This is a genomic window from Actinoplanes ianthinogenes (assembly GCF_018324205.1).
Lineage (GTDB): Bacteria > Actinomycetota > Actinomycetes > Mycobacteriales > Micromonosporaceae > Actinoplanes > Actinoplanes ianthinogenes.
In genome coordinates this window covers 223,727-244,986 of the sequence record NZ_AP023356.1, presented here as the reverse complement: position 1 = coordinate 244,986, position 21,260 = coordinate 223,727, and the positions used below count along the sequence as shown (strand labels likewise).

The 21,260-nt window shown below is 73.4% G+C and carries 23 protein-coding genes; 13 read left to right on the top strand and 10 right to left on the bottom strand.

The genetic code is table 11. The features are described from left to right. Positions 1–6: 6 nt before the first annotated feature. Together Aiant_RS01160 and Aiant_RS01155 are read right to left on the bottom strand one after the other, a co-directional pair. Positions 7–474: a hypothetical protein gene (locus Aiant_RS01160; protein WP_189336931.1), complete on the bottom strand. Its 468-nt coding sequence runs from the start codon at positions 472–474 to the stop codon at positions 7–9. A 91-nt stretch (positions 475–565) separates the two neighbouring features. Continuing rightward, positions 566–1,828, bottom strand: a complete 1,263-nt coding sequence (locus Aiant_RS01155; protein ID WP_189336932.1) for a hypothetical protein — start codon at positions 1,826–1,828, stop codon at positions 566–568. Positions 1,829–1,961: 133 nt separating this feature from the next. Between Aiant_RS01155 and Aiant_RS01150 the strand changes: the two genes are divergently transcribed. Both Aiant_RS01150 and Aiant_RS01145 read left to right on the top strand, forming a co-directional pair. Beyond that, positions 1,962–3,086 carry a sensor histidine kinase gene (locus tag Aiant_RS01150; protein ID WP_189336933.1) on the top strand — a complete coding sequence of 375 codons (1,125 nt, stop codon included), beginning with the start codon at positions 1,962–1,964 and terminating at the stop codon, positions 3,084–3,086. Further along, a complete protein-coding gene (locus Aiant_RS01145) occupies positions 3,083–3,739 on the top strand; it encodes a response regulator (protein ID WP_189336934.1) in 657 nt (218 codons plus the stop codon). Before Aiant_RS01150 ends, Aiant_RS01145 begins: the two co-directional genes overlap by 4 nt. 19 nt (positions 3,740–3,758) lie before the next feature. Here the strand turns inward: Aiant_RS01145 and Aiant_RS01140 are convergent, their stop codons facing one another. Next, on the bottom strand, positions 3,759–4,697 hold the full coding sequence (locus tag Aiant_RS01140; RefSeq protein ID WP_189336935.1) for an ADP-ribosylation family protein: 939 nt from the start codon (positions 4,695–4,697) through the stop codon (positions 3,759–3,761). A 71-nt stretch (positions 4,698–4,768) separates the two neighbouring features. Between Aiant_RS01140 and Aiant_RS01135 the strand changes: the two genes are divergently transcribed. The 5 genes from Aiant_RS01135 to Aiant_RS01115 are packed head-to-tail and all read left to right on the top strand — an operon-like array spanning position 4,769 to position 9,843. Next, positions 4,769–5,626, top strand: a complete 858-nt coding sequence (locus Aiant_RS01135) for a hypothetical protein (protein WP_189336936.1) — start codon at positions 4,769–4,771, stop codon at positions 5,624–5,626. Continuing rightward, positions 5,623–6,270, top strand: coding sequence for a DUF4129 domain-containing protein (locus tag Aiant_RS01130; protein WP_189336937.1), 648 nt, complete (start codon positions 5,623–5,625; stop codon positions 6,268–6,270). The genes Aiant_RS01135 and Aiant_RS01130 overlap by 4 nt, the downstream gene beginning before the upstream one ends. Continuing rightward, complete coding sequence (locus tag Aiant_RS01125) at positions 6,267–7,571, top strand: DUF4350 domain-containing protein (protein ID WP_189336938.1); 1,305 nt, start codon at positions 6,267–6,269, stop codon at positions 7,569–7,571. The genes Aiant_RS01130 and Aiant_RS01125 overlap by 4 nt, the downstream gene beginning before the upstream one ends. Beyond that, entirely contained in the window at positions 7,568–8,530 is a 963-nt protein-coding gene (locus Aiant_RS01120) for an AAA family ATPase (protein ID WP_189336939.1), read from the top strand. Before Aiant_RS01125 ends, Aiant_RS01120 begins: the two co-directional genes overlap by 4 nt. Beyond that, the gene (locus Aiant_RS01115; protein ID WP_189336940.1) at positions 8,527–9,843 is read left to right on the top strand and encodes a DUF58 domain-containing protein; all 1,317 of its coding nucleotides are present in this window, start codon (positions 8,527–8,529) and stop codon (positions 9,841–9,843) included. Before Aiant_RS01120 ends, Aiant_RS01115 begins: the two co-directional genes overlap by 4 nt. 3 nt (positions 9,844–9,846) lie before the next feature. Here the strand turns inward: Aiant_RS01115 and Aiant_RS01110 are convergent, their stop codons facing one another. Continuing rightward, a complete protein-coding gene (locus tag Aiant_RS01110; protein WP_189336941.1) occupies positions 9,847–10,455 on the bottom strand; it encodes a TetR/AcrR family transcriptional regulator in 609 nt (202 codons plus the stop codon). Between the two features lie 80 nt (positions 10,456–10,535). Here Aiant_RS01110 and Aiant_RS01105 point away from each other — a divergent pair, with 80 nt between their 5' ends. Further along, entirely contained in the window at positions 10,536–11,300 is a 765-nt protein-coding gene (locus Aiant_RS01105; RefSeq protein WP_189336942.1) for a hypothetical protein, read from the top strand. Positions 11,301–11,338: 38 nt separating this feature from the next. On the opposite strand, the gene Aiant_RS01100 is transcribed toward Aiant_RS01105, so the two are convergent. Then, on the bottom strand, positions 11,339–12,325 hold the full coding sequence (locus Aiant_RS01100) for a stage II sporulation protein M (RefSeq protein WP_229831498.1): 987 nt from the start codon (positions 12,323–12,325) through the stop codon (positions 11,339–11,341). A gap of 83 nt (positions 12,326–12,408) precedes the next feature. Between Aiant_RS01100 and Aiant_RS01095 the strand changes: the two genes are divergently transcribed. From Aiant_RS01095 to Aiant_RS01085, 3 genes are read left to right on the top strand one after another with little or no spacing between them, the layout of a single operon-like run. Next, the gene (locus Aiant_RS01095; RefSeq protein ID WP_229831499.1) at positions 12,409–13,317 is read left to right on the top strand and encodes an RDD family protein; all 909 of its coding nucleotides are present in this window, start codon (positions 12,409–12,411) and stop codon (positions 13,315–13,317) included. 51 nt (positions 13,318–13,368) lie between these two features. Beyond that, positions 13,369–14,553, top strand: coding sequence for a threonine synthase (locus Aiant_RS01090; RefSeq protein ID WP_189336943.1), 1,185 nt, complete (start codon positions 13,369–13,371; stop codon positions 14,551–14,553). A gap of 11 nt (positions 14,554–14,564) precedes the next feature. After that, positions 14,565–15,221 carry a hypothetical protein gene (locus tag Aiant_RS01085; protein WP_189336944.1) on the top strand — a complete coding sequence of 219 codons (657 nt, stop codon included), beginning with the start codon at positions 14,565–14,567 and terminating at the stop codon, positions 15,219–15,221. 2 nt (positions 15,222–15,223) lie between these two features. Here Aiant_RS01085 and Aiant_RS01080 read toward each other — a convergent pair whose 3' ends face one another. After that, positions 15,224–15,811 (bottom strand): SMI1/KNR4 family protein, encoded by a 588-nt coding sequence (locus Aiant_RS01080; protein ID WP_189336945.1) that lies wholly within the window; start codon positions 15,809–15,811, stop codon positions 15,224–15,226. 93 nt (positions 15,812–15,904) lie between these two features. Here Aiant_RS01080 and Aiant_RS01075 point away from each other — a divergent pair, with 93 nt between their 5' ends. After that, positions 15,905–16,453 carry an NUDIX hydrolase gene (locus Aiant_RS01075; RefSeq protein WP_189336946.1) on the top strand — a complete coding sequence of 183 codons (549 nt, stop codon included), beginning with the start codon at positions 15,905–15,907 and terminating at the stop codon, positions 16,451–16,453. Between the two features lie 5 nt (positions 16,454–16,458). On the opposite strand, the gene Aiant_RS01070 is transcribed toward Aiant_RS01075, so the two are convergent. Next, a complete protein-coding gene (locus Aiant_RS01070; RefSeq protein ID WP_189336947.1) occupies positions 16,459–17,427 on the bottom strand; it encodes an aldo/keto reductase in 969 nt (322 codons plus the stop codon). Positions 17,428–17,492: 65 nt separating this feature from the next. Here Aiant_RS01070 and Aiant_RS46415 point away from each other — a divergent pair, with 65 nt between their 5' ends. After that, positions 17,493–18,560 carry a helix-turn-helix domain-containing protein gene (locus Aiant_RS46415; RefSeq protein WP_189336948.1) on the top strand — a complete coding sequence of 356 codons (1,068 nt, stop codon included), beginning with the start codon at positions 17,493–17,495 and terminating at the stop codon, positions 18,558–18,560. 89 nt (positions 18,561–18,649) lie between these two features. On the opposite strand, the gene Aiant_RS01060 is transcribed toward Aiant_RS46415, so the two are convergent. The 3 genes from Aiant_RS01060 to Aiant_RS01050 are packed head-to-tail and all read right to left on the bottom strand — an operon-like array spanning position 18,650 to position 21,207. Beyond that, complete coding sequence (locus Aiant_RS01060) at positions 18,650–19,552, bottom strand: PHP domain-containing protein (protein WP_245006640.1); 903 nt, start codon at positions 19,550–19,552, stop codon at positions 18,650–18,652. Between the two features lie 56 nt (positions 19,553–19,608). Further along, a complete protein-coding gene (locus Aiant_RS01055) occupies positions 19,609–19,947 on the bottom strand; it encodes a VOC family protein (RefSeq protein ID WP_189336950.1) in 339 nt (112 codons plus the stop codon). A 42-nt stretch (positions 19,948–19,989) separates the two neighbouring features. Further along, on the bottom strand, positions 19,990–21,207 hold the full coding sequence (locus Aiant_RS01050) for an MFS transporter (protein WP_229831500.1): 1,218 nt from the start codon (positions 21,205–21,207) through the stop codon (positions 19,990–19,992). Between the last annotated feature and the right edge of the window lie 53 nt (positions 21,208–21,260).

The window sequence follows — 21,260 nt, the reverse complement described above, 5'->3', positions numbered from 1 at the left end:
GTCATCTCAGTAGCCGGGGTGGTCGCGGGCGGCGGCCTGGGCCGGGGTGTCGTAGTAGCCCGGGCGGGCGAGCAGGACCGACGCGAAGTACCCGTCGTCGAGGGAGAAGGCGAGCAGCAGATCGGGGGCGATGAAGCCGCCGGTGTCCTCGTCCTCGTCGACCCGGGTCAGGCGGCGGAGCCCGTCGAGCACGCGTTCCGCGGGGCGGGTGAAGACGTCGACGTCGCGGAAGCGGACGGTGTCGGTGTCCTGGTCGGGTCGGTGGAGCTCGATGGCATTGACGCGGTGCGCGGTCGGCCCGGAGACGCCGAAACCGACGCTGACGTAAAGGCCGCTGGGGAGGGTGATGGCGAGCTCGCCGAGCGCACCCGGTGCGAGCGGGCCGAGGGTTTCCAAGGCCGCGCGGGCCTCGTCAGCGGTCATGCCGAGGCGGACCGGGCCGGCGCCGTGCGGCGGGTCGAGTGCGATCTCCACCCGGAGATCATGACACCGGGACGCACGGGCGGGCGTCGGGGAAAAGGTTGCCGGTGCTGCCCACCGCCCCCGGCGGGCAGCACCGGACGTCTCAGCCGGCGACCGGCACCGGTGGGGCCGGGACGGCTGCTGGTTCGCGGGCCATCAGGGCGAAGCCGGCCAGCATCAGCAGCGGGCCGGTGACGCCGATCGGGCCGAGGCCCAAGCCCAGGAACGCGACCACGCCGGCGGCCACCATCGCCGCGTGCCACCAGCGGGCGGCGCCGCTGACCGCGGTGCCCACGGCTACCGCGATGAGGCCCAGCAGGGTCAGGACCATGCCCGGCATCGCCCAGCCGAAGGCGAACGACGAATAGGTGCCCAGCGTCTCGGAAACCCGCTTCGCGGTCTCCGGGCCGTAGGCCTGGTGAGCCGCCAGGTCGGCGCTGTCGCCCAGCATCAGGCCGCTGAAATTGATCAGGGCGAGGACGGTGACGCCGGCCGCCACCTGGGTGAACCGGTTGGCGCGGGCGGCCAGGTGCAGCACGGCCGGCACGAACAGCACCCAGCCCAGGTGCAGCAGCAACGCGCTGACCTGCGTCATCAACGGATCGCTGGCGAAGTCGCCGTCCGCGTCCGGGACGGTGGCCATGCCGGCCGCGAAACTGAGCGGCGCGGCGTACAGGCACATTCTGCCGAAAGCGCGCCGGAAGTCGCCGAACGAGTCCGGACCGCCCGCGGCCCGCGGCCGCATCACACGCCAGGCCGCTGTGCCATAGGCGCCGATCAACACGATCGGACCGAGCAGATTTATCGGTACGGGCGAGATCGCGAACAGGAGATACAACGCCGTCCCGGCCAGCGCGGCCCCGGCCGTCCACCAGTCGATCACCCGCCCGCGCGCCGCGGCGATCGGGGTCAGCACCAGCGCCAGCCCCCAGCCGAGCAGACCCGGCCACTGCCATCCGGCGGCCGTCACGAGCAGCGCCTCGAACTTCGTGTCGAAGAGGGCCACCTGCGCGTCCGGCAGGTTCTGCTCCAGCGCGAGCAGCACGAAGTCGCTGGCCATCAGCGCGGAGAACGTGGTCAGTCCGAGAATGGTCGCCACCCAGGCGATCCGGGCGAGCACCGCGCCGCGCTGCCGGATCGGGGTGAGCAGTCCCAGGAAACCGGGCACGAACAGCACCCACGCCCAGTGCAGCAGGATCGCGTGCCACTGCACCGCGTCCGGGTGCTGCCGGTAGATGCCGTAACCCTGATCGTCGCCGAGCGCCGGATCCACCCCGGTCGCCACGGTCAACGCGATCGGCGCGGCCACCAGGCACACCGCCGCGGCTTTCCGCCACATGGTTCTTTCCCCCAACGTCGTGGACATCGGTGGCTGACGCTACGAGCGGGCGGGCGCGGCGTCGTCCGTACCGAAATCGATCTGTCGTCCGTCGCACGGCGGACCTGTTGTCATCCCGCGGGTGGGTCCCGGCGGAGGGCCCGGCCAATATGGTCGACGCGTGACTGATCGACGGGCCGGGATCCGCCGGAGTGACGTGGCGCTGACCGCCGGTTTCGTGGTGTTCGGGCTGACCGAGGAGTTGCTGATCCGGATGCCGGGCGGCTGGTGGCCGTTCGCGCTGGCCGCGGCCGCGGCGCTGATCCTGTGCCGGCGGCGGTTCCCGCTGCTGGTGATGGTGCCGAACATGCTCAGCGTGCTGAACATGTTCTATGTCCCGGCGACCGTCGGCGGCGAGCAGACGATCAACTTCCGGCTCTGGGAGCTGGTCTCGATGATGATCGCCACCTACACGGTGGGGCGGTGGGTGCCGCCGCTCGGGGTGACCCGGGGTGGCGTCGTCGGGCTCGGACTCGTTCTCGCCACCGTGGTGCTGTACCTCTGGAACAACGACGAGGATCCGATGGCCGGGCTCTTCTTCCCGCTCGCGCCCTACGTGCTCGGCGTGGTGATGGCGGTGCAGGCGCGGCGGCTGGCGGAGACGGCGGCGGCCCGGGCCGAGCTGCGCGAACGGCAGGCCCGCGAGGCGGTCATGGAGGAGCGGGTCAGGATCGCCCGCGAGCTGCACGACATGGTCGCCCACAGCGTGACCGTGATGGTGGTGCAGGCCGGGGTGGTACGGCGCCGGCTGGAGGCGGAGCTGCCGCTCGATCCGGAGCTGCTGCGCGGCGTCGAGTCGGCCGGGCGGGAGGCGGTGGTCGAGCTGCACCGGACGCTGGGGCTGCTGCGTGGCGAGGGTGACCCGCTCACCCCGGTCGGGCTGGATGACCTGGACGAGCTGATCGGGCAGTTCCGGGAGGCCGGGCTGGCGGTGACGGTCCGGCGGGCCGGAAACGCGGTGCCGCTGCTGCCCGCGGTGGACCTGTCGGCCTATCGGATCGTCCAGGAGGCGTTGACCAACGTGCTCAAGCACGCGCCGGCGGCCACGGCCGAGGTGACCCTGGACTATCGGGCGGACGGCCTGTGTCTTGCCGTCGTCAACGACGGTCCGGCTGCTCTTCTGGAGGGCAGCGGCCATGGGCTGATCGGCATGCGGGAGCGGGCCGCCCTCTTCGGCGGCGAACTGAGCGCTGTGCCTCGTCCGGAGGGCGGCTTCGCGGTGCGAGCCCGGCTGCCGGTCCGATGACGATCAGCGTGGTGATCGCCGACGACCAGCGGATGCTCCGGGCCGGCCTGCGCATGGTGATCGAGACCGAGCCCGACCTCCTGGTGGTCGGTGAGGCCGGCGACGGCCTCGAGGCGGTGTCGGTGGCCCGCCGGCTGCGGCCCGACGTGGTGCTGATGGACATCGCGATGCCACGGCAGGACGGGCTGACGGCTACCCGGACGCTGCTGGCCCAGCCGGATCCGCCGCGGGTCATCGTGTTGACCACGTTCGACACCGACGAGAACCTGTATCGGGCGTTGCGGGCCGGGGCGAGCGGGTTCCTGCTCAAGGCGTCCTCGCCGGAGCATCTGATCACGGCGATCCGGGTGGTGGCGGGTGGCGAGGCGCTGCTCGATCCGGCGGTGACCACTCGGGTGATCTCGGCGTTCGCCGAGCGGCCGGGGCCGACGCCGCCGCCGGAGCTCGGGGAGCTGACGCCTCGGGAGGTGGATGTGCTGCGGTTGATGGCTCGGGGGATGTCGAACGGGGAGATCGCGGCGATGCTGACGGTGGGGGAGGCGACGGTGAAGACGCATGTCGCCCGGGTGCTGATGAAGTTGAGTCTGCGGGATCGGGTGCAGGCGGTCGTCTACGCGTACGAGTCGGGGCTGGTGCGCGCGGGCGGGTCGTGATCGGTGCGTTGGCCGGCGGTCACGGCGTGAGGACCTCGGCGGTGGGCAGGTCGCGGTTGGCGGCGTGGATCGTGGCGATGTCGGCCAGGGCGTGGCGGCCCAACGCCCGATACGCGTCCACCAGCAGATCCCGCCCGGCGTCGCGGTACTCGTCGCCGTCCACCCAGTGCAACTCCATCCCGACGGCCAGGGCCAGCGCGGGCCGGCCGGACACCAGCTCCCGGCGGGCGTCGGCGATCTGCGCGCCCGCCTCGGCGGAGCCCGCCTGGAACAGCGCCAGTCGCCGGTCGGCCTCGGCCGGACGCGGATCACCGGACTCGGGCGGCAGGGCGGGGAAGACCGAGATGGACCCGGCCCAGCGATGCGGATGAGACGCCCACCGCACCGGTCCGTCGGCGGCCAGCGCCTCCCGGTCCGGCCCGGCGAACCAGTCCAGCGCACCGATCAGCGGCCGATACCGCTCCGCCTCCTCGCCGTCGTAGTCGGACATCGCCCGCGCCACCACCGACGCGGTCATCTCCAGCATCGAGGCATCGCCGGACGTCCAGGTCTCGGCCGAGTCCCGGGCATAGTTGTGCACGACGAAGGTCGGCAGTTCGGCGGGATCGTCGTACCACAGCCCCCAGTGCAACCCGTCCGAGTCGCCCGCCGCGACGGTCACGAATTCGGCCGGATCGCGCCGGAACCGGCCGTGCAACCGCTCGTCGAGGCCGTCGCGGCCGGTGCGGTCGAGGCCGCCGTCGAGGAAGTAGTCGGTCACGCCCCACGGCTCCAGCCCGAGGCCGGACAGCGCCGCCCGTTCCGCCGGATCGTGCCGCGTGCTCGCCCAGAACGCGGCGAAGACCGCGAGGTGACGGGGCAGCCGCAGCCCGTAGACCCGCGCGACCCGTTCGGCGACCGCCGGGAACCGGCCGAGCATCGTGGCGAGGGCTTCGCCGCGGCGAGCGTCATCAGTCACCGGGGGATCGTAGTCGGCGGCTCCGGACTCCGGGCGACGGCTTGTCGTATCGGTCGCCTAATATGCCCGCCATGCGGGGAGAAGCGGCGGGATCGCGCCGGGTACCGGCGATCCTGCCGTTGCGGGCGACGACCGCGGGGGAGTCGCTGGACAGCGCGGTCGCCTTGTTGCGGCAGCGCGCGCTGCCATTGCTGATCGCCGCGGCCTTCCTGGCCGCGGGCGAGCAGTGGATCTTGACCATGGTGGGTACGCGTGACGCCCTCCCACCCGTCTACGACTGGACCGAGTCCGACTTCGCCGACTGGTGGCCGAGCATCGCCACCAGCCTGGCCCTGGAGGCCGGCATCATCGCCCTGCTCGGCGCGTTCGCGGGCGCCGCCGCCGGCCCGGCGCTGCTCGGCCGGTCGATGTCGCACTCGCAGGTGCTGCGCCGCAGCCGCCCCCTGAGCGCCTTGCTTCTCGCCGGGCTGCTGACCGCAGTCGCGTGGCCCGCCGCGTACGCCGGCTTGATCGGTTTTGTCTTGCTTTACGCCCTGTCCGGTCTGACCACCGTGGTCCTGACGATGGATCGGGTCGGTAACCCGGTCACCGCGCTGATCCGCGGCGTCCGGCTCTCGTCCCGTGGCCTGCGCGTCGCCCGGATCCGGATCCTCGGGTTCCTGGTCTGGCTGGGCATCCGGTTCGCGCTCGGGATCGGCTGGATGGCGGTGGCCGGCCTGATCCTCGGCTTCTCCCGGCCGTCCTGGCTGGGCTGGGCTGCCACCGTCGCCTGGACCCTGGCCAACACGGTGGCCTACGCCGCGCTGGCCTGCCTGGACGCGGTGCTGCTGGTCGAGGCCCGGATCCGCACCGAGGGTCTGGACATCGCGCTGAACCGCAGCCGGGCGCGCGGCGAGGACGAGGCCGCGATGCTGGTGGTCGCCCGATGACCCGCGACTACGACGAGTTCCTCGGCCGGGTGTTCGACCGGGTGCCCGCCCCGACCGTGCTGTTGATTCTCATCGCGGTCACCGGCCTGATCGCGGCCCTCTGGTATTTCTTTCCCCGATGGATCCCGCGGCGGATGCCGCGCCTGCGGCGGTTCCGCCTCCCGCGCGTGCGGCTGCCGAAAATCCGGTTCCCGAAATGGCGGCTGCCGCGGTGGCGGCTGCCGAAATGGCGCCGCAAACAGAAACCGAAAGTCAAGGCCAAGCCGGCGACCGCGCCCGTCGAGCCGGTCGAGGAGGAGGTCGAGGCTCCCGCGCCGGCGCTGGTCGGCGGCCTGTCGCTGGCCGACCGGCTGGCGGCCGAGGGGCGCTATGCCGAGGCCATCCGGGAACGGCTGCGCGAGACCGTCGGCGACCTCACCCGGGCCGGCGTGATCACGCCGCAGCCCGGCACCACCGCGGCCGAGCTCACCGCGGCCGCCGCCACCAACCGGCCGGTGGTCGGGGTTCCGCTCGGCGGCGCCACCGAGATCTTCTCGGAGATCTGGTACGGCCGCCGCGACGCCCGGCGCGACCACGACGACCGGATGCGTACGCTCACCGCCGAAGTCCGTGCCGCCCTGGCACCGCCGGGAGGGCCACGATGACCGCCACCACCAGCGACGTACGCCCCGACGTCGTCCCGAAACCGAAGCGCGACCGGCGCTGGCTGCGCGTCGCGATCCCGTTCCTGGTGCTGTTCGCGCTGGTCACCGGCACCCTGATCGTGCACGCCGTCGAGCAGCCCGACGCGGACGACGCGGCGTTCCTGTCCCCGATCAGCGACGCCGGGATCGGCTCCTCGACGCTCGCCGATCAGCTGCGCAACCGTGGCGTGTCGGTCAAGCGGGAGACCGTCACCACCGAGGCGATCCGCGAGCTGTGGAGCGACAACCAGCTCGCCACCCTGTTCGTCACCACCCCGGAGCTGGTCGACCTGCGCAGGCTCAGCGAGTTCGGCGCCCTGCCGCCCGGCACCCGGGTGGTCGTGGTCGCCCCGACCGAGCAGGCACTGCGGAGGAGCAGATGGCCGGTCGTGGTCGGCGGCACCCGCTGGACCACCGCGGTCACCGGCCCGGACTGCGCCGTTCCGGTCGCCACCCAGGCCGGACCGGCGGCCGTGCACCAGGTGTGGTTCCTCCCGGAGACCGTGTCCAACTGCTACGACGACTCGCTGCTCACGGTCTCCTCCGCCGGGGTCGTCGTCACGTTCGTCGGTGCCGCCGACCCGTTCCGCAACGACCGGATCGCCGAGCACGGCAACAACGCCCTCGCGGTCGGCCTGCTCTCGCAGGAGCCCCGGGTGGTCTGGCTGGACATGCACCAGGCCGAGGTGCTGCCGACGTTCAGCCCGCCGCCGACCAGCAAGCAGACCCGCACCCCGCGGTCGCCGAGCACGGCCACCCCCACCGAGTCCGGAAGCCCGTTCCCGACCTACGACGAGCCGGATGCGCCGGACCAGGCCCAGCAGGACGAGCCGAACCCGCTCGCCGAGGCGTTCCCGCCGGCGTTCTGGGCGACCCTCGCGCTGCTCGCGCTGGTGCTGCTGGCGCTGGCGGTGGCCGCGGCGCGCCGGCTGGGTGCCCCGGTGGCCGAGCCGCTGCCGTCCCGGGTCCCGGCCAACGAGACGATGCTCGGACACGCGCGGCTCTACCAGCGGGCCCGCGCCCGGGAGGCGTCGCTGGACGTGCTGCGCGCCGCCGCGCGCCGGCGGATCGCCGAGCACCTCGGCCTGCCGCCGGACGCCACCATCACGGACCTCGCTGAGCACGCCGGGTACGACCCGGACGACGTCCGCGAGATCCTCGCCGGTGTTCATCCGGACGACGATGACGAGCTGATCGCCGCCGCGATCGCCGTGCAGGACCTGGTACGCGAGATCACCGGATTTGAAGGAGACCAGCCGTGACCCCCGATGCCCAAGAAGCCCGCCTCGCCCTGGGCCGGCTGCGCGCCGAGGTCGGCAAGGCCGTCGTCGGCCAGGACGCGGTTGTCGGCGGTGTCCTGGTGGCCCTGCTCTGCGGCGGCCACGTGCTGCTCGAGGGCGTGCCCGGCGTCGCCAAGACGCTGCTGATCCGGACCCTGGCCACCGCGCTCGACCTGGATACCAAGCGGGTCCAGTTCACCCCCGACCTGATGCCCGGCGACGTCACCGGCTCGCTGGTCTACGACTCGCGGACCGCCGCGTTCAACTTCCGGGCCGGCCCGGTCTTCACCAACCTGCTGCTCGCCGACGAGATCAACCGGACGCCGCCGAAGACCCAGGCGGCGCTGCTGGAGGCGATGGAGGAGCGACAGGTCAGCGTCGACGGCACCCCGCGCCCGCTGCCGCAGCCGTTCCTGGTCGCCGCCACGCAGAACCCGATCGAGTACGAGGGCACGTACCCGCTGCCCGAGGCGCAGCTCGACCGGTTCCTGCTGAAGCTGGTCGTCCCGCTGCCGGAGCGGGACGCCGAGCTGAGCGTGCTGCGCGCGCACCACAACGGCTTCGACCCGCGCGACCTCAAGGCCGCCGGGGTGAACCCGGTCGCCGGGGCCGCGGACCTGGCCGCCGGGCGCGCCGCGGTGCAGCGGGTGCAGGTCGCCGACCCGGTGCTGGCGTACATCGTGGACCTGTGCCGGGCCACCCGGGTCGCCCCGGCCCTGGAACTGGGCGCCTCGCCGCGTGGCGCGACCGCGCTGCTGGCCACCGCCAAGGCGCACGCCTGGCTGAACGGGCGCGACTACGTGGTGCCGGACGACGTGAAGGGTTACACCCTGCCGACGCTGCGCCACCGGGTCCGGCTGCGCGCCGACGCCGAGCTGGACGGCGTCACCGTCGAGTCGGTGCTGGCCGCGGTCCTGGCCGCGGTGCCGGCCCCGCGATGATCACCAGGCGTTTCGCCGTCCTGCTCGCGATCGGCCTGCCCCTGCCCGCGCTGTTGCCGGCGCCGTGGCTGGCCGTCGCCGGGGTGCTCGGCCTCGCGGCCGGGCTCGCCCTGATCGACCTGGCGGTGGCCGGTGCGCTCGCCGACGTGCGGCTGCGCCGCGACGGTGACCGGACGGTGTGGCTCGGCAACACCGCCGGCACCACGCTGACCGTGACCAACGCCGGCGCCCGGTCGATCCGGCTCCGGCTGCGCGACAGCTGGGTGCCGTCGGCCGGGGCCGGGACGCTCGCCCACGACGTCGAGCTGGCGCCGGGGGCGGAGCACGTGGTCACCACCACGCTCACCCCGACCCGGCACGGGGACCGGCCGGCGGTGCGGGTGACGCTGCGGTCGTACGGGCCGCTCGGGTTCGCCTACCGGCAGCGGCGGCGGGCGTGGAACGAGCAGGTCACGCCGGCCTGGACGCTGCGGGTGCTGCCGCGCTTCCCGTCCCGGCGGATCCTGCCGGAGAAACTGGCCCGGATCCGGGTGCTGGACGGGACCGTGGTCACCCGTGGCCGCGGGCACGGCACCGAGTTCGACGTGCTGCGCGAGTACGTGATCGGCGACGACGTCCGCTCGATCGACTGGCGGGCCAGCGCCCGGCACCACGACGTGGTGGTCCGCACCTGGCGGCCGGAACGCGACCGGCGGGTGATCTGCGTGCTCGACACCGGCCGCACGTCGGCGGTCCGGATCGGCGACGCGCCCCGGCTGGACGCCTCGATCGACGCGGCGCTGCTGCTGTCCGTGCTGGCCGCCCGCGCCGACGACCGGGTCGACCTGATCGCCCTGGACAGCGCGGTGCGTACCCGGGTCGAGGGCGGTGGGCACCGGACCCAACTGCCCCGGCTGATCGACGCCATGGCGTCGCTGGAACCGGCCCTGGCCGAGACCGACTTCGCGCTGCTCGCCCGGGAACTGCTCCGCCGTGACCGGAAACGGTCACTCGTGGTGATCTTCACGGCGCTGGACACCGCGCCGATGATCGAGGGCCTGCTGCCGGTGCTGCCGCGGCTCGCCGCCCGGCACAAGGTGATCGTGGCCGGGGTCCGCGATCCCGCCGTCGCCAGGCTGGCCCTGCTGGACGCGGAGGCGACGGCGACGGACGTGCACACCGCCGCGGCCGCCGAGCGGGTCCTGCACGAGCGGGACCGGGTGCGCGACGTGCTGGCCCGATCCGGGGCGACCGTGGTGGACGCCGACGCGGGCACCTTCGCCGGCCAGGTCGCCGACGTCTACCTGCTGCTCAAGGCGAGCGGGCGACTCTGAAAGTCAGCCGGCCCGTTCGCAGATCTGGCGCACGCCGCGGCGGAACATCTCGTCGGAGTCCGGCGGCAGCGTCGCGAACAGCAGCGGGAACCGGGCCGCCAGCGCGGCGTAGTCGACGTCCGCGGGCCGGGCGGTCTCCGGCTCGGCCTGCTCCTGCAGCACGAAGCCGGTGACGTAACTCAGCACCACGTCGCCCAGGACCTGGCGGTCGGCCTCGGGCACGCCGCCGTCGCGCAGGGTGGCCAGCAGCCGCTCCATCAGCGCGAGGGCCTGCGGGCTCAGCATGGCCGGGCTGCCCGCCAGCAGCAGCGGGCCACCGGCGTGTGCGCGCAGCGTGTGGCGCAGCGCGGTGGCCTGCGCCTCGACGCGGTCGGCCCAGCCCGCCGACGGCGGCAGCTCGGCCAGCGCTTTCTCCCCGGCCTCGAAGGCCCGGCCGGCCAGCCGGTCGGCGAGCAGGGCGAGCAGGGCATCCTTGTTGCGCACGTGGTAATAGAGCGACCCGGCGTGCACGTCCAGCCGCTCCGCGACCTGCCGCATCGACAGCCCGGCATAGCCGTGCTCGGCGAACGTGATCATGCCCGCCTCGACGATGCGCTCCTTGGTCAGCTTCACGGGCCGAGCATACCTTCTTTCGAACAGTGTTTGAAAATGCTACCGTCGATTCAAACGGTGTTCAAAAGATCGGAGCGACGGTGAACGTGCTGCTCTACAACCTGGTCACGGCGGCCGTGCTGGTGCTCGCGTTCAAGGCCGCCGAGCGGCTCACGCCCCGGCGGCGCTTCCCGGTGCTCGCCATCGTCCTCACCGGACTGGTCATCGGCGGCCTGATCCTGCAGGCGACCTGGCACGGGGCCATGGACGCGCTGGACAGCGACCCGTCCCGCGGCGGCTGGTGGCGCCCGCTGACCTCAGTGATCATGCAGAACGGCGGCGTCGTGGGCGACTTGTGGAACGTCGCGACGATCGCCGTGATCGCGGCCTACGCCGAGTGGTACTGGGGCCGGCTCGCCGCCGCCGGACTCTTCCTGGCCGCCGCCCTGGTGCCGCGCTGGCTGGACCTGCTCGTGGGCGACGCGCAGGTCAGCACCGAGCCACGCAACTGGGCGGGCAGCTCCGGCATGACGTACCTGGTCGCGGCCACGCTGGCCGGGGCGCTCGCGGTCCGGGCGCTGCGCACCCGGCGGGTTCGGGACGGCCTGCTCGCGGTGGCCGCGCCGCTCGTCGGACTGGCGACCTGGTTGGCGCAGGACAACGCGCACGGCCTCATGATCGTCGAAGGGTTCGTCGCCGGAGCCGTGCTCGCCGCACTCGTCACCGAGCGGTCACGCCGCGCGAGCCCGGCACCGGCCGCGGCAGAGCCCGACGCCGTCCCCGCGGCCGGCGGCCCGGCGGCGTCCGGACCCGCCGCCGTCCAAGCGGTCGGCAGATCGGCGGCGTCCGGGCCGGCCGCCGTCTAAGCGGTCGGCAGATCGGCGGCGTCCGGGCCGGCCGCCGTCTAAGCGGTCGGCAGATCGGCGGCGTCCGGACCGGCGGGGCGGTTCTCGTCGGCGATCCGGCCCCACACCAGCGCGTACGCGAGAAAGAGCAGCCAGACCACGGCGCCGATGCCGATCCGGACCGGCGCGGGCAGGGCCGACGGGGTGACGAACGCCTCCAGGGTGCCGGCCACCGCCAGCGTCGGCACCAGGCCGACCGCGACCACCATGCCCTCCCGGGCCCAGGCGACCAGCGACTCGCGCCGGGTGCGCAGCGGGCCCGGCGCGATCCACGACCAGCCCAGCCGCAGGCCCACCCCGGCGCCGACGAACAGGCAGGTGATCTCCAGCAGGCCGTGCGGCGCCAGGTAGGTCAGGAAGGTGTCGCCGGCGCCCTGGCTGACCATCATCCCGCCGACCACACCGGTGTTCAGCAGGTTCGTCGCGAGCAGGTAGAACACCGGCAGGACGAGCACCCCGGAGGCCAGGCACTGCGCGGTCAGCAGGGCGTTGTTGGTCCACACCTGCAGGGCGAAGTTCTGCGCGTGATACTCGCTGTAGTAGCCGACGAACTCCTGGTCGACGACCTTGTCGATCTCCGCGTCGCTGGCGAACAGGGCGAGCACGTCCGGGTGGGCGTCCAGGTACCAGATCAGCGCCGCGCAGGCCGCGACCAGCAGCACGGCGATCGTGCCCCACCAGCGGCGCGTCCGGTACAGCGCGCCGGGGAAGCGGAAGAGGAAGAAGTCGGTGATCGGCCGCCAGAAGGCGCGGCTGCCGCTGCCGGTGACCGCGGCCCGGCCCGCCAGCACCAGGCGGGACAGCTCGGCCAGCACGATCGGATCGGGGTTGCGGCTGCGCAGGATCGACAGGTGGGTGGCCGCCCGCTGATAGAGCACGACCAGCTCGTCGGCCTCGGCGGCGGTCAGGTCACGCCGGGTCGCCAGCATCTCGAGCCGGTGCCACTCGCCGCCTCGCTCGGCCACATACGCGTCGAGATCCATCATCGTGCCGCCCCCGCCGTCCTCGTTGACGGCAGCGTAGTGGACGCGGTGTTCCCGGGCTGGCCCCGGTGGTGTTGACTGTCCGCGTGAACGCCGTCTCTCCCGTGGTGGACGCCCCGTCGTCCGGCACCGGCCTGGTCACCGCCGAGGCTGTCGCGCTCGACCTGCGCCCGGCCCGGCTCGGCTCGCGGGCGATCGCCCTGGGGATCGACATCCTGGTGCAGCTCGCGCTGGCCGCCGTGGTGATGATGGTGGTCGGCGTCGTGCTGGCCATGCTGCCGGACAGCCTGGTCGACGACGCGCTGGTCGGCGCGGTCATGCGGATCGTGATCGTGGTGGTGCTGCTCGCCTATCCGACCATCGTCGAGACGAAGACCAACGGGCGCAGCCCGGGCAAGGCCGCGATGGGGCTGCGGGTGATCCGCGAGGACGGAGGCCCGATCACGGTACGCCACGCCTTCACCCGTTCCCTGGTCGGTTTCACCGTCGAGTGGCCCGGCCTGCTCCTGCCCTTCCTCACCTGGGCCGGCAGCCTGGCCACGATGATCGCCTCGGACAAGGGGCGCCGCCTCGGCGACCTGGCCGCCGGCACCCTGGTGGTGCACGAGCGCCGTCCGGTCCCGTTCCGCTTCGTTCCGGGCATGCCCGCCGGCCTCGCCCCGTGGGCCGCCACCGCCGACCTGTCCGCCGTCGACGACGACCTCGCCGCCGAGGTCCGGCAGTACCTGTCCCGGGCCCAGGAGCTGAGCGAGCCGCACGCCGGCAGCCTGCAAGCCATGCTGTCGTACGAGGTCGGCGCCCGCGTCACGCCGCCCCCGCCCCCGGGCACACCCCCATGGCTGTTCCTCTGCGCCGTCCTGGCCGAACGCCGTCGCCGCTCCGCCGCCCAGCTCGCCGCCGGCCGCCTCGTCACCGAACGAGTCCTGCCCGGCTTCGGCCGCACCACCCGCCCGTTCCCGGCATTCCCGGTCCGCCCCGCCTCGCCCTCCCGCTGACCGCGGGCCCGCCGCATCCGGTCCCGGCCGGCCGCGCCATAGGGTCGCCGGATGAGCCTCGCGACGGGACAGCGCTCCCTGGGTGACCCCGATGTCCGCTATCCGCTCTGGCCGCCGCTGACCGGCGGCTGCCCGCGGACGAGCACCGCGGAGACCGACTATCCGGTCGAGGTCGACTACGACTACGACCGGGTGCCGCCCGGCCTGTTCGGCCCGGCGACCAGGACCGGTCTGGACCGGTGGGCGCCACTGCTGCCGCCGCTGCCCGCTCCCGGCCTGGGCGAGGGTGGCACGCCGCTGATCGAGCTGGAGCCCGGCGTCTTCGTCAAGGACGAGTCCCGCAACCCGACCTGGAGCCACAAGGACCGCCTCAACCGGTGCACGGTCAGCGCCGCGGCCGGCGTGGGAGCTCCCGGGATCGTCGTCGCGTCGTCGGGCAACCACGGGCTGTCGGCGTCGGCGTTCGCGGCACGCGCCGGGCTCCGCTCGGTGATCGTCACCGGCCCGACCGCCCCGGCGTTCCTGCAGACCTACGGCGCGGTCGTCGTCCCGGTGCCGTGGGAGGCACGCCGGCCGGTGATGCGCCGGATCGTCGAGCGCTTCGGCCTGCACCCGGTCAGCAGCCTCACCGCCACGCACACCGGCCATCCGTTCGGGCCGGAGGGGTACAAGACGGTCTCGTACGAGATCCACGCGGAGATCGGCACGCCGGCGGCGGTGTTCGTGCCCACCGGGTACGCCGAGCTGCTGTTCGGTGTCGCGAAGGGCTTCGCCGAACTCCGCCGGCTCGGCGTCACCGACCGGGTCCCGCGGATGTTCGCCTGCGAGCCGGCCGCGGCCGCGCCGCTGACCAGGGCTTTACGGTACGGCCTGCCGGCCGCCACGGTCGACGTCGGACCGACCGAGGCCTACTCGATCATCTCGCAGGTCAGCGGATATCGCGGGGTCGTCGCCGTCCGGGAGAGCGGCGGGGCGGCCCTCGCGCTCGATGACGCCCGCCTGCGTGCCGCACACGCCGAACTCGCCCGCGCCGGCATCTGGGCCGAGCTGTCGAGCGCCGCCGGATTGGCCGGCCTGCGGAGTGTGCAGCCCGTGGACGGCCCGGTCGTCTGCATCGCCACCTCCAGCGGCCTCAAGAACTGGACCGCCGGTGGGCTGGAGACGGTGAGCCCGCAGTGGCCGCACGTCGAGCGGCTGCTCACGGATGCGGGCCTGGTGCCCGGGGACGGGTCGTAGGCTGTTCGGTGATGTTGACCGAGGAGCAGGCCGCCGACTACGTGCGTCGATACGACGGCGTGGCCGCGACGATTCTGACCGACGGCGCCGGGCTGGTGCGGCGGCGCGTCTTCTGGCTCGCCATGTTCGACGGGTGTGCCGAGCCGGAGCTGATCCTGGAGTTGTTCGAGGGTGAGGATCTCGCCGCGCTGGACGAGGAGATCCGGGCCTCCGGGCGGTGGCCGGTGATCCCGATCGGGGAGCGGTTCGCGCAGGTCGTCTGGCACGGGCACGAGTTCGAGGGCGGCACCGACTACGTGGTGCTGACGCCGGGCCGGGCCATCTCGGTCGCCGCGCGGGAGGGGCACGGTTACGGGCCGGGGCTGTCCTGGGCCGAGTTCGACCGGCTGGCGACGACGCCGGAGCGGCTGCTGCTCGCGCTGCCGGCGCTCGGTGACGCGGACGCGCCGCCGGAGGCCGTCGAGCGGGTCGCCGCCGCGCTGATCACGGTGGGCCGGGACGCGCCGGCCGCGGCGACCGAGGCGGCCCGGCAGATCCTGGACAACCCCGCCCGGTGGAGCCTGGACGGTGACATTCTGCTCTGCGACGGCGCTTACACCGTACGGAAAAGGGGTGGTCTCCCGGACGCGGACCTCCGCGCGGTGACAGCGGCCCTGGCCGCGGGATAGGTTCACCAGCCCCAGCGGATCCCGTCCGCGCCGGCCTCCAGCAGGTATCCGCGGACCGGCGTGCCGTCGCGCATGGCCGCGGCGACCTCGGCGAGCATCGCGGCGACGTCCGGCCAGAGCCGGTTGTCGTGCTCCCGGTGCTCGTCGATGCCGCTCACGCAGCCGAAGTCCGGGCCGGGTCGCAGGTCGACGAAGAGCAGGTGGGTGCCGAGGTCGGTGGCGATCGGCAGCCACTGCGGCAGCCAGAAACCGTGCCGGCAGACCGTTCCGGCGGGCGCGGCGAGATGCTCGCGGTAGGACGGCCCGCCGTATCCCGGCGCCTCCGATCCGGCCGCGATCATCGTCCGGTAGCCGCCCAGCGCCCCGGTCGCCGACAGCGGCCGGAAGAGCATCGGGATCAGCACGCCGTCCATCCCGTCCGCGAGCCGCCACCAGTCGGCCAGATCGTCCGGCAGCGGCCGGCCGACGGTCTGCTCGACCAGGCGGAGCTCGACGGCGCCGGCCGGCCCGTGCACCCGGGCGAGCACGTCCGGGCAGTGCGCGCCCAGAAACTCGGTGATCACATTCCACGACCCCGTAACCGTAGACACCCGTCGATTCTCGCGGACGGGCCGCCGGATCGGCTCACAAGGTTTTCGCACCTGGTGGCACAGACGCGGCGGTGATCGTGGGAGCATTCCCGGATGCTGGAGACGGTCGCGGTGGTGCACGGGATGGTGGCGGCGATCGAGCCGGTCGACGAGCTGGCGGCGGTTCACCGGGCGCTGGTCCTGGACTGGCTCAGCGGCACCGACGACGTGTTCCGCCGCATCCCGCCCGCCTCGCCGCCCCAGCACTTGGTGTCGTACGTGGTGCCGGTCGCGGCGGACGGCCGGGTGCTGCTCGTCGACCACCTCAAGGCCGGGCTGTGGCTGCCGCCCGGCGGGCACGTCGAGCCGGGGGAGGACCCCGCCCTGACCGCGCGGCGCGAGATCGAGGAGGAGCTCGGGCTCGGGCCCGCGGGTCTGTCGCGGTCGCCGATCTTCCTGACGGTCACCGGTACGGTCGGCGCCGTCGAACGGCACACCGACGTCTCGCTGTGGTTCGTCCTGGCGTGCACCGGCGAGGAGGAGCTGCGGCCGGACCCGGGGGAGTTCCGCGGTGTCCGATGGTGGTCACGCGAGGAACTGGCCGGGGCCGACCCGGCCCGCTTCGACCCACACTTCTTCCGCTTCCTGCTCGCCCTGACGTGACCGGGCTACCAGGCCCAGGCCTCCGGGGCGGGGCCGCCGTTGCCGATCGGCGGGAAGATCTCGTCGAGCCGGGCCAGCACGTCGGCGGGCAGTGGCTCGACCGGGACGTCCAGCTGCTCGGGGGTGCGGGGACCGAGGATCGGGGCGGTCACCTCCGGCCGGGACAGCAGCCAGCCGATCGCCACCGCCGTCGGCGCCGCGCCCAGCTCGTCGCAGAGATCCTCGAACCGCTGGATCGCGGCGCGGTGCGGCTCGACCCGGTCGGCGGCGTGCAGGACGCTGCGCCCCGCAACGCCGTCCCGCTGCTTGCGCAGAGCGCCGGAGAGGGCACCGAAGTGCAGCGGCGAGTACGGCAGGATGCCGATCCCCAGCTCCGCCGCGGCCGGCAGCACCTCCAACTCGACGTGCCGGGTGACCAGATTGTATTTGCACTGCTCGCTGACCAGGCCGAGGAAGTTGCGGCGATCGGCGGCGGCCTGGGCGCGGGCCAGGTGCCAGCCGGCGAAGTTCGACGACCCGGCGTACCGGATCTTGCCCTGCGCGGTGAGCGTCTCCATCGCCTGCCAGATCTCCTCCCACGGCGTGCCGCGGTCGATGTGGTGCATCTGGAACAGGTCGATCCACTCCACGCCGAGCCGGCGCAGCGACGCCTCGCAGGACGCGATGATGTTGCGGGCGGACAGGCCACGGTCGTTCGGGTCGTCGGACATCGGCGCGTAGACCTTGGTGGCCAGCACGATCCGGTCTCGCGTGCCGGTCTTCGCCAGCCAGCTGCCGATGATCCGCTCGCTGAGGCCGTCGCCGTCCTGGCGGCCGTACATGTTCGCGGTGTCGACGAAGGTGATCCCCGCGCCGAACGCGTGGTCGAGGACGGCGTGGGCCGCCTCCTCGTCGATCTGCCAGCCGAAGTTCATGGTGCCGAGACAGAGGCGGCTGACGGTCAGCCCGGTCCGGCCGAGACGGGTGTACTCCATGCCCGGGGACGGTAGGCGCCCCGGCACGCTGGCCGGCATTCGTTCGACCGTGCTCGAATGGTCCCGTGATTGCGTGGGAGTTCGGGGCGGCCGACCTGGCCGGGTTACGGTTTGCGCACTCGCCGATGGCGGAGCTGGTGGCGAGCGTGTTCGCGCTGCGTGGGGGAGGGGCCGGGTGGGTGCGCCCGGACTGGTCGGCGCGGGTGACGGCGGGGTTGCGGTCGCTGCCGACGTTCCGGGCGGTGCTCTGCGGTCCCCGTGGTCATGCGCCGGACTTCCTGACGCCGGTCCCGGCGGTGGCCCGGCCGTCGCTCGACGACGAGCTGGCCGTGATCGCGGCGACGCCGCTGGATCAGGTGGTGGAGCAGGTCACGGCCGGATGGGTGGGGTCGGCGCCGCCGCCGGTCGCGCGGTTCGTGTCCGCGCCGGAGGTCGCGCTGGCCGTGCTGATCGCGGAGATCCGCGAATATCACGCGACCGCGATCGCCCCGCTGTGGTCCCGGCTGCGCGCCGCCGCGGAGGCCGAGATCGCCACGCGCGTCCGGGTGGCCGCCGAGCGAAGCCCTCGCACGATGGTCAGCGGCCTCCACCCCATGCTCGGCTGGGACGGTTCCGCGCTGCTCCTGAAATACCTCGATAAATCCGGCGAATGGTCTGCCGCGGGCCTCGAGATGACCCTGCTCCCCACCGCCTTCGCCGGCCCCCACCTATACGCCATGACCGGCTCCACCACCCCTGACCCGCGCCCCGCCTCGCCCGGCCCCCGCCCGCAAGCCGGCTCCACCACCCCTGATCCGCGCCCCGTCTCGACCGGCCCCCGCCCGCAAGCCGGCTCCGCCGGCGGCCGCGCCCTCTGGTATGCCCCCGCCGGCTACGGCAACCTCTGGTCCCCGCCGCCCCCACCGGCCGCCGCCCTGTCCGCCCTGCTCGGCCCCACCCGAGCCGCCGTACTCACCCTGCTGACCACCCCGGCCAGCACCGGCGAGGTAGCCGCCCTCCTGAACCTGGCCCCCGCCACCGCCTCCCACCACCTCACCACCCTCCGGGACGCCGGCCTGATCACCCCCGAGCGAACCGGCCGCCGCCTCCGCTACCACCGAACCCACCTGGGCAACCAACTGACCGCCGGCTGACGCTCTCCACGCAAGACCGCTTCCCGCGCCGATTCCCGATTTGTACGCTCTCGCCCCCGGACAACCGCACCAGCCCCGTCCCGTGCGCTTTAGCCACGGGACGGGGCTGGTGTGCTTGTCCGGGGGCGAGAGCGTACGAAATGGGGGTTAGTTTGATCTTGGCCATAGGTCGTGGGGATGGCGGCCCGGGCGGAAGCCGTGTGCCTCGGCCAGGGCGGCGGCTTCCGGGAAGCCGTGGGCCACCAGTTCGGGGCGGTGGGCGTCGCTGCCGAAGCTGACGGCTTGGCCGCCCTCCTCGTGCCACCAGCGGAGAATCGTCGGGTCCAGGGGATCCGGGTGTTGATCTCCAGGGCGCGGCCGGACGCCGCGGTGGCGCGCAGGGCGTGGCGGAAATGGTCTTCGAAAGACTCGGGGGCGAATGCGCCGGCGCGGTCGGCGGGCCAGAAGCGCAGCGGGTAGTCGATGTGGGCCAGGACCGTGAACGGTGCGTCGGTGGCGACCATCTTCGGGATCTCGGTGAGGTACTCGCGGACCAGGTCGGCGGGGTCGCGGTGGGGGAAGAGCGCCCACGGTTCGGCGAAACCGTCGCCGTCCGGGAGGCAGTGCAGGGAGCCCAGGACGCGGTCGAAGGTGCCGGTGGTGAGGATGTCGGCGCACTGGGCGGCGTGCCAGTGGGGTTCGCCGACCTCCAGGCCGGTCAGGATGCGCAGCTCGGGGAAGCGGGTGCGGCAGCGGTCGATCGTTTCCAGGTAGCCGGGCGCGTCGAATGCCGGTGGGGTGATCAGGCCGTCCGGGTCGGCGGCGGCGGTCAGTTCCTTGCTGGCATACGGCCCGGTGGTCGGTACCGTCCAGCGGGTGTGGTCGACGTGCTCGGTGAAGACGATGGCCGGGAGGCCGATGGCGACGGCTCGTTCGCAGGAGCGTTCCATCGAGCCGAGCACGGTGTCCCAGGAGAATTCGCTGTGCACGTGACTGTCCGCCGGCATCGCCATGATGATCACGATAGCGAGAGATGGTGGGGCCGCCCGGCGGCCCCACCAGCCGATGGTCAGCTGTCCTGGAGCAGGCCGATGACCGTGCCGTCCGGGTCGGTGACCGTGGCGATCAGGCGCCCGCCGCCGACGTCGTGGGGCTTCTCCTGGAGGGTGGCGCCGGCCGCGGTCAGCTCGGACACCTTCGCCTCGATGTCGGTGACCTCCCAGTACGCGACCGGCGGGGTCACGCCGTCCTTGGCCGGCAGCAGCCCGATGTGCTGAGCGCCGATGTCGAAGCCGACGTAGTACGCCGTGTCGGTCTGCGGCGCGATGCCGAGCAGCACGCTGTAGAGCCCCTTCGCCGCGTCCAGGTCGGACACCGAGTGCAGTACGGTCTTGATTCCCTGAGTCATGATCCCTCGCTTCGTGGAAGTTCGATGCGTTCAGCTTCGCGGTCAGCGGGGTCGCGCCACATCCGTGGCGACCACGGAACGCACCACGGAACGCCGACGCACGGCCACCGCGACACCCGCCCCGAGAAGTACCGTGAGCAGCCCGGACACCAGCAGCGTGAGCTGCCCGCCGAGCCACGCCACCAGCGGCCCGCCGAGCAGCGTGCCCAGCGAGGTGGCCGGGATGGTCAGCGCCGACCGGGCGGCCAGCACCCGGCTGAGCGCCTCCGGCGGCGCGCCGCGCTGGAACAGCGAGGTGGAGATCGCCGTGTACGGCCCGTAGATCAGCCCACCGGCCGCCAGCCCCAGCATGCCCGGCCAGACCGCGTCGCTCAGGCCCAGCGGGACCAGCGCGGCGCCCCAGCCGACGATGATGCCGGCCACCACGACGGCGGGGGACCAGCGCGCCAGCAGCCCGGCGCAGAGCGAGCCGACCGTGGCGCCGACGCCGAACACGGTCCAGTAGAGCCCGAGCAGCCCGGCCGAACCGTGCAGGTCCGCGGCGACGTGCACCGGCAGGGCCACCTCGACCGGGCCGTAGAGGAAGAAGAACGCCATGGTGACCAGCAGCAGGCCGAGCAGGCGGGGACGCTCGCGGATGGTCTGCCAGGCGCCGGTGGTGGACTCCTTCGGCGGCGGGGCCTGGTGGGCGCGGCGGGCCGGGACGGTCCAGGCGGCGACGGCGAGGACCGCGAAGCTGGCCGCGTCGGCGCCGATCACCCAGCCGGGGCCGACGAGACCGGCGACCGCGCCGGCCAGGGCCGGGCCGACCACGACGGCGGCCTGGGTGACCGTGGAGAGCAGGGCGTTGCCGGCCACCCGCCGCTCGTCCGGGAGCAGCTCGGCGACCAGGGTGTAGGCGCCGGCGCTGCCCCAGGCGTGCAGGAGCGACGAGACGGCCAGGAGCAGGACGTACGCCAAGGGGTTGAGCGTGCCGGTGACCGCGAGGAAGGCGATCGCCCCGAGTGTCGCGGCCCGCAGTGTCGCGTCCACCGCGACGAGCCGCGCGGCCCGCAGGCCGCGCAGGAACCGGGACAGCACGGCGGCCCCGAGTGTGGCGGGCAGCGCGTACGCGGCAACCGCCAGCCCGGTCCAGGAGCCCACCTGGGCGTCCGGGGCGATCTGGACGGCCAGCCAGGCGACCGCCACCATGCTCATGCCGTCGCCGAGCGCGGAGATCAGCAGTCCCGGGAAGACGGGGTGTCGCAGCAGTTCACGCATGCCCTGATGGTGGCGGTCCGGGACGGCGGCGGTCATCGGTACCGGCCACGGAG

Bases quoted from the DNA above. Each gene is read 5' to 3' on its own strand.
- Aiant_RS01155 (WP_189336932.1), bottom strand. From the start codon at position 1,828: ATGTCCACGACGTTGGGGGAAAGAACCATGTGGCGGAAAGCCGCGGCG.
- Aiant_RS01145 (WP_189336934.1), top strand. From the start codon at position 3,083: ATGACGATCAGCGTGGTGATCGCCGACGACCAGCGGATGCTCCGGGCC.
- Aiant_RS01135 (WP_189336936.1), top strand. From the start codon at position 4,769: ATGCGGGGAGAAGCGGCGGGATCGCGCCGGGTACCGGCGATCCTGCCG.
- Aiant_RS01130 (WP_189336937.1), top strand. From the start codon at position 5,623: ATGACCCGCGACTACGACGAGTTCCTCGGCCGGGTGTTCGACCGGGTG.
- Aiant_RS01125 (WP_189336938.1), top strand. From the start codon at position 6,267: ATGACCGCCACCACCAGCGACGTACGCCCCGACGTCGTCCCGAAACCG.
- Aiant_RS01115 (WP_189336940.1), top strand. From the start codon at position 8,527: ATGATCACCAGGCGTTTCGCCGTCCTGCTCGCGATCGGCCTGCCCCTG.
- Aiant_RS01100 (WP_229831498.1), bottom strand. From the start codon at position 12,325: ATGATGGATCTCGACGCGTATGTGGCCGAGCGAGGCGGCGAGTGGCAC.
- Aiant_RS01090 (WP_189336943.1), top strand. From the start codon at position 13,369: ATGAGCCTCGCGACGGGACAGCGCTCCCTGGGTGACCCCGATGTCCGC.
- Aiant_RS01085 (WP_189336944.1), top strand. From the start codon at position 14,565: ATGTTGACCGAGGAGCAGGCCGCCGACTACGTGCGTCGATACGACGGC.
- Aiant_RS01075 (WP_189336946.1), top strand. From the start codon at position 15,905: ATGCTGGAGACGGTCGCGGTGGTGCACGGGATGGTGGCGGCGATCGAG.
- Aiant_RS01070 (WP_189336947.1), bottom strand. From the start codon at position 17,427: ATGGAGTACACCCGTCTCGGCCGGACCGGGCTGACCGTCAGCCGCCTC.
- Aiant_RS01060 (WP_245006640.1), bottom strand. From the start codon at position 19,552: ATGGCGATGCCGGCGGACAGTCACGTGCACAGCGAATTCTCCTGGGAC.
- Aiant_RS01055 (WP_189336950.1), bottom strand. From the start codon at position 19,947: ATGACTCAGGGAATCAAGACCGTACTGCACTCGGTGTCCGACCTGGAC.
- Aiant_RS01050 (WP_229831500.1), bottom strand. From the start codon at position 21,207: ATGCGTGAACTGCTGCGACACCCCGTCTTCCCGGGACTGCTGATCTCC.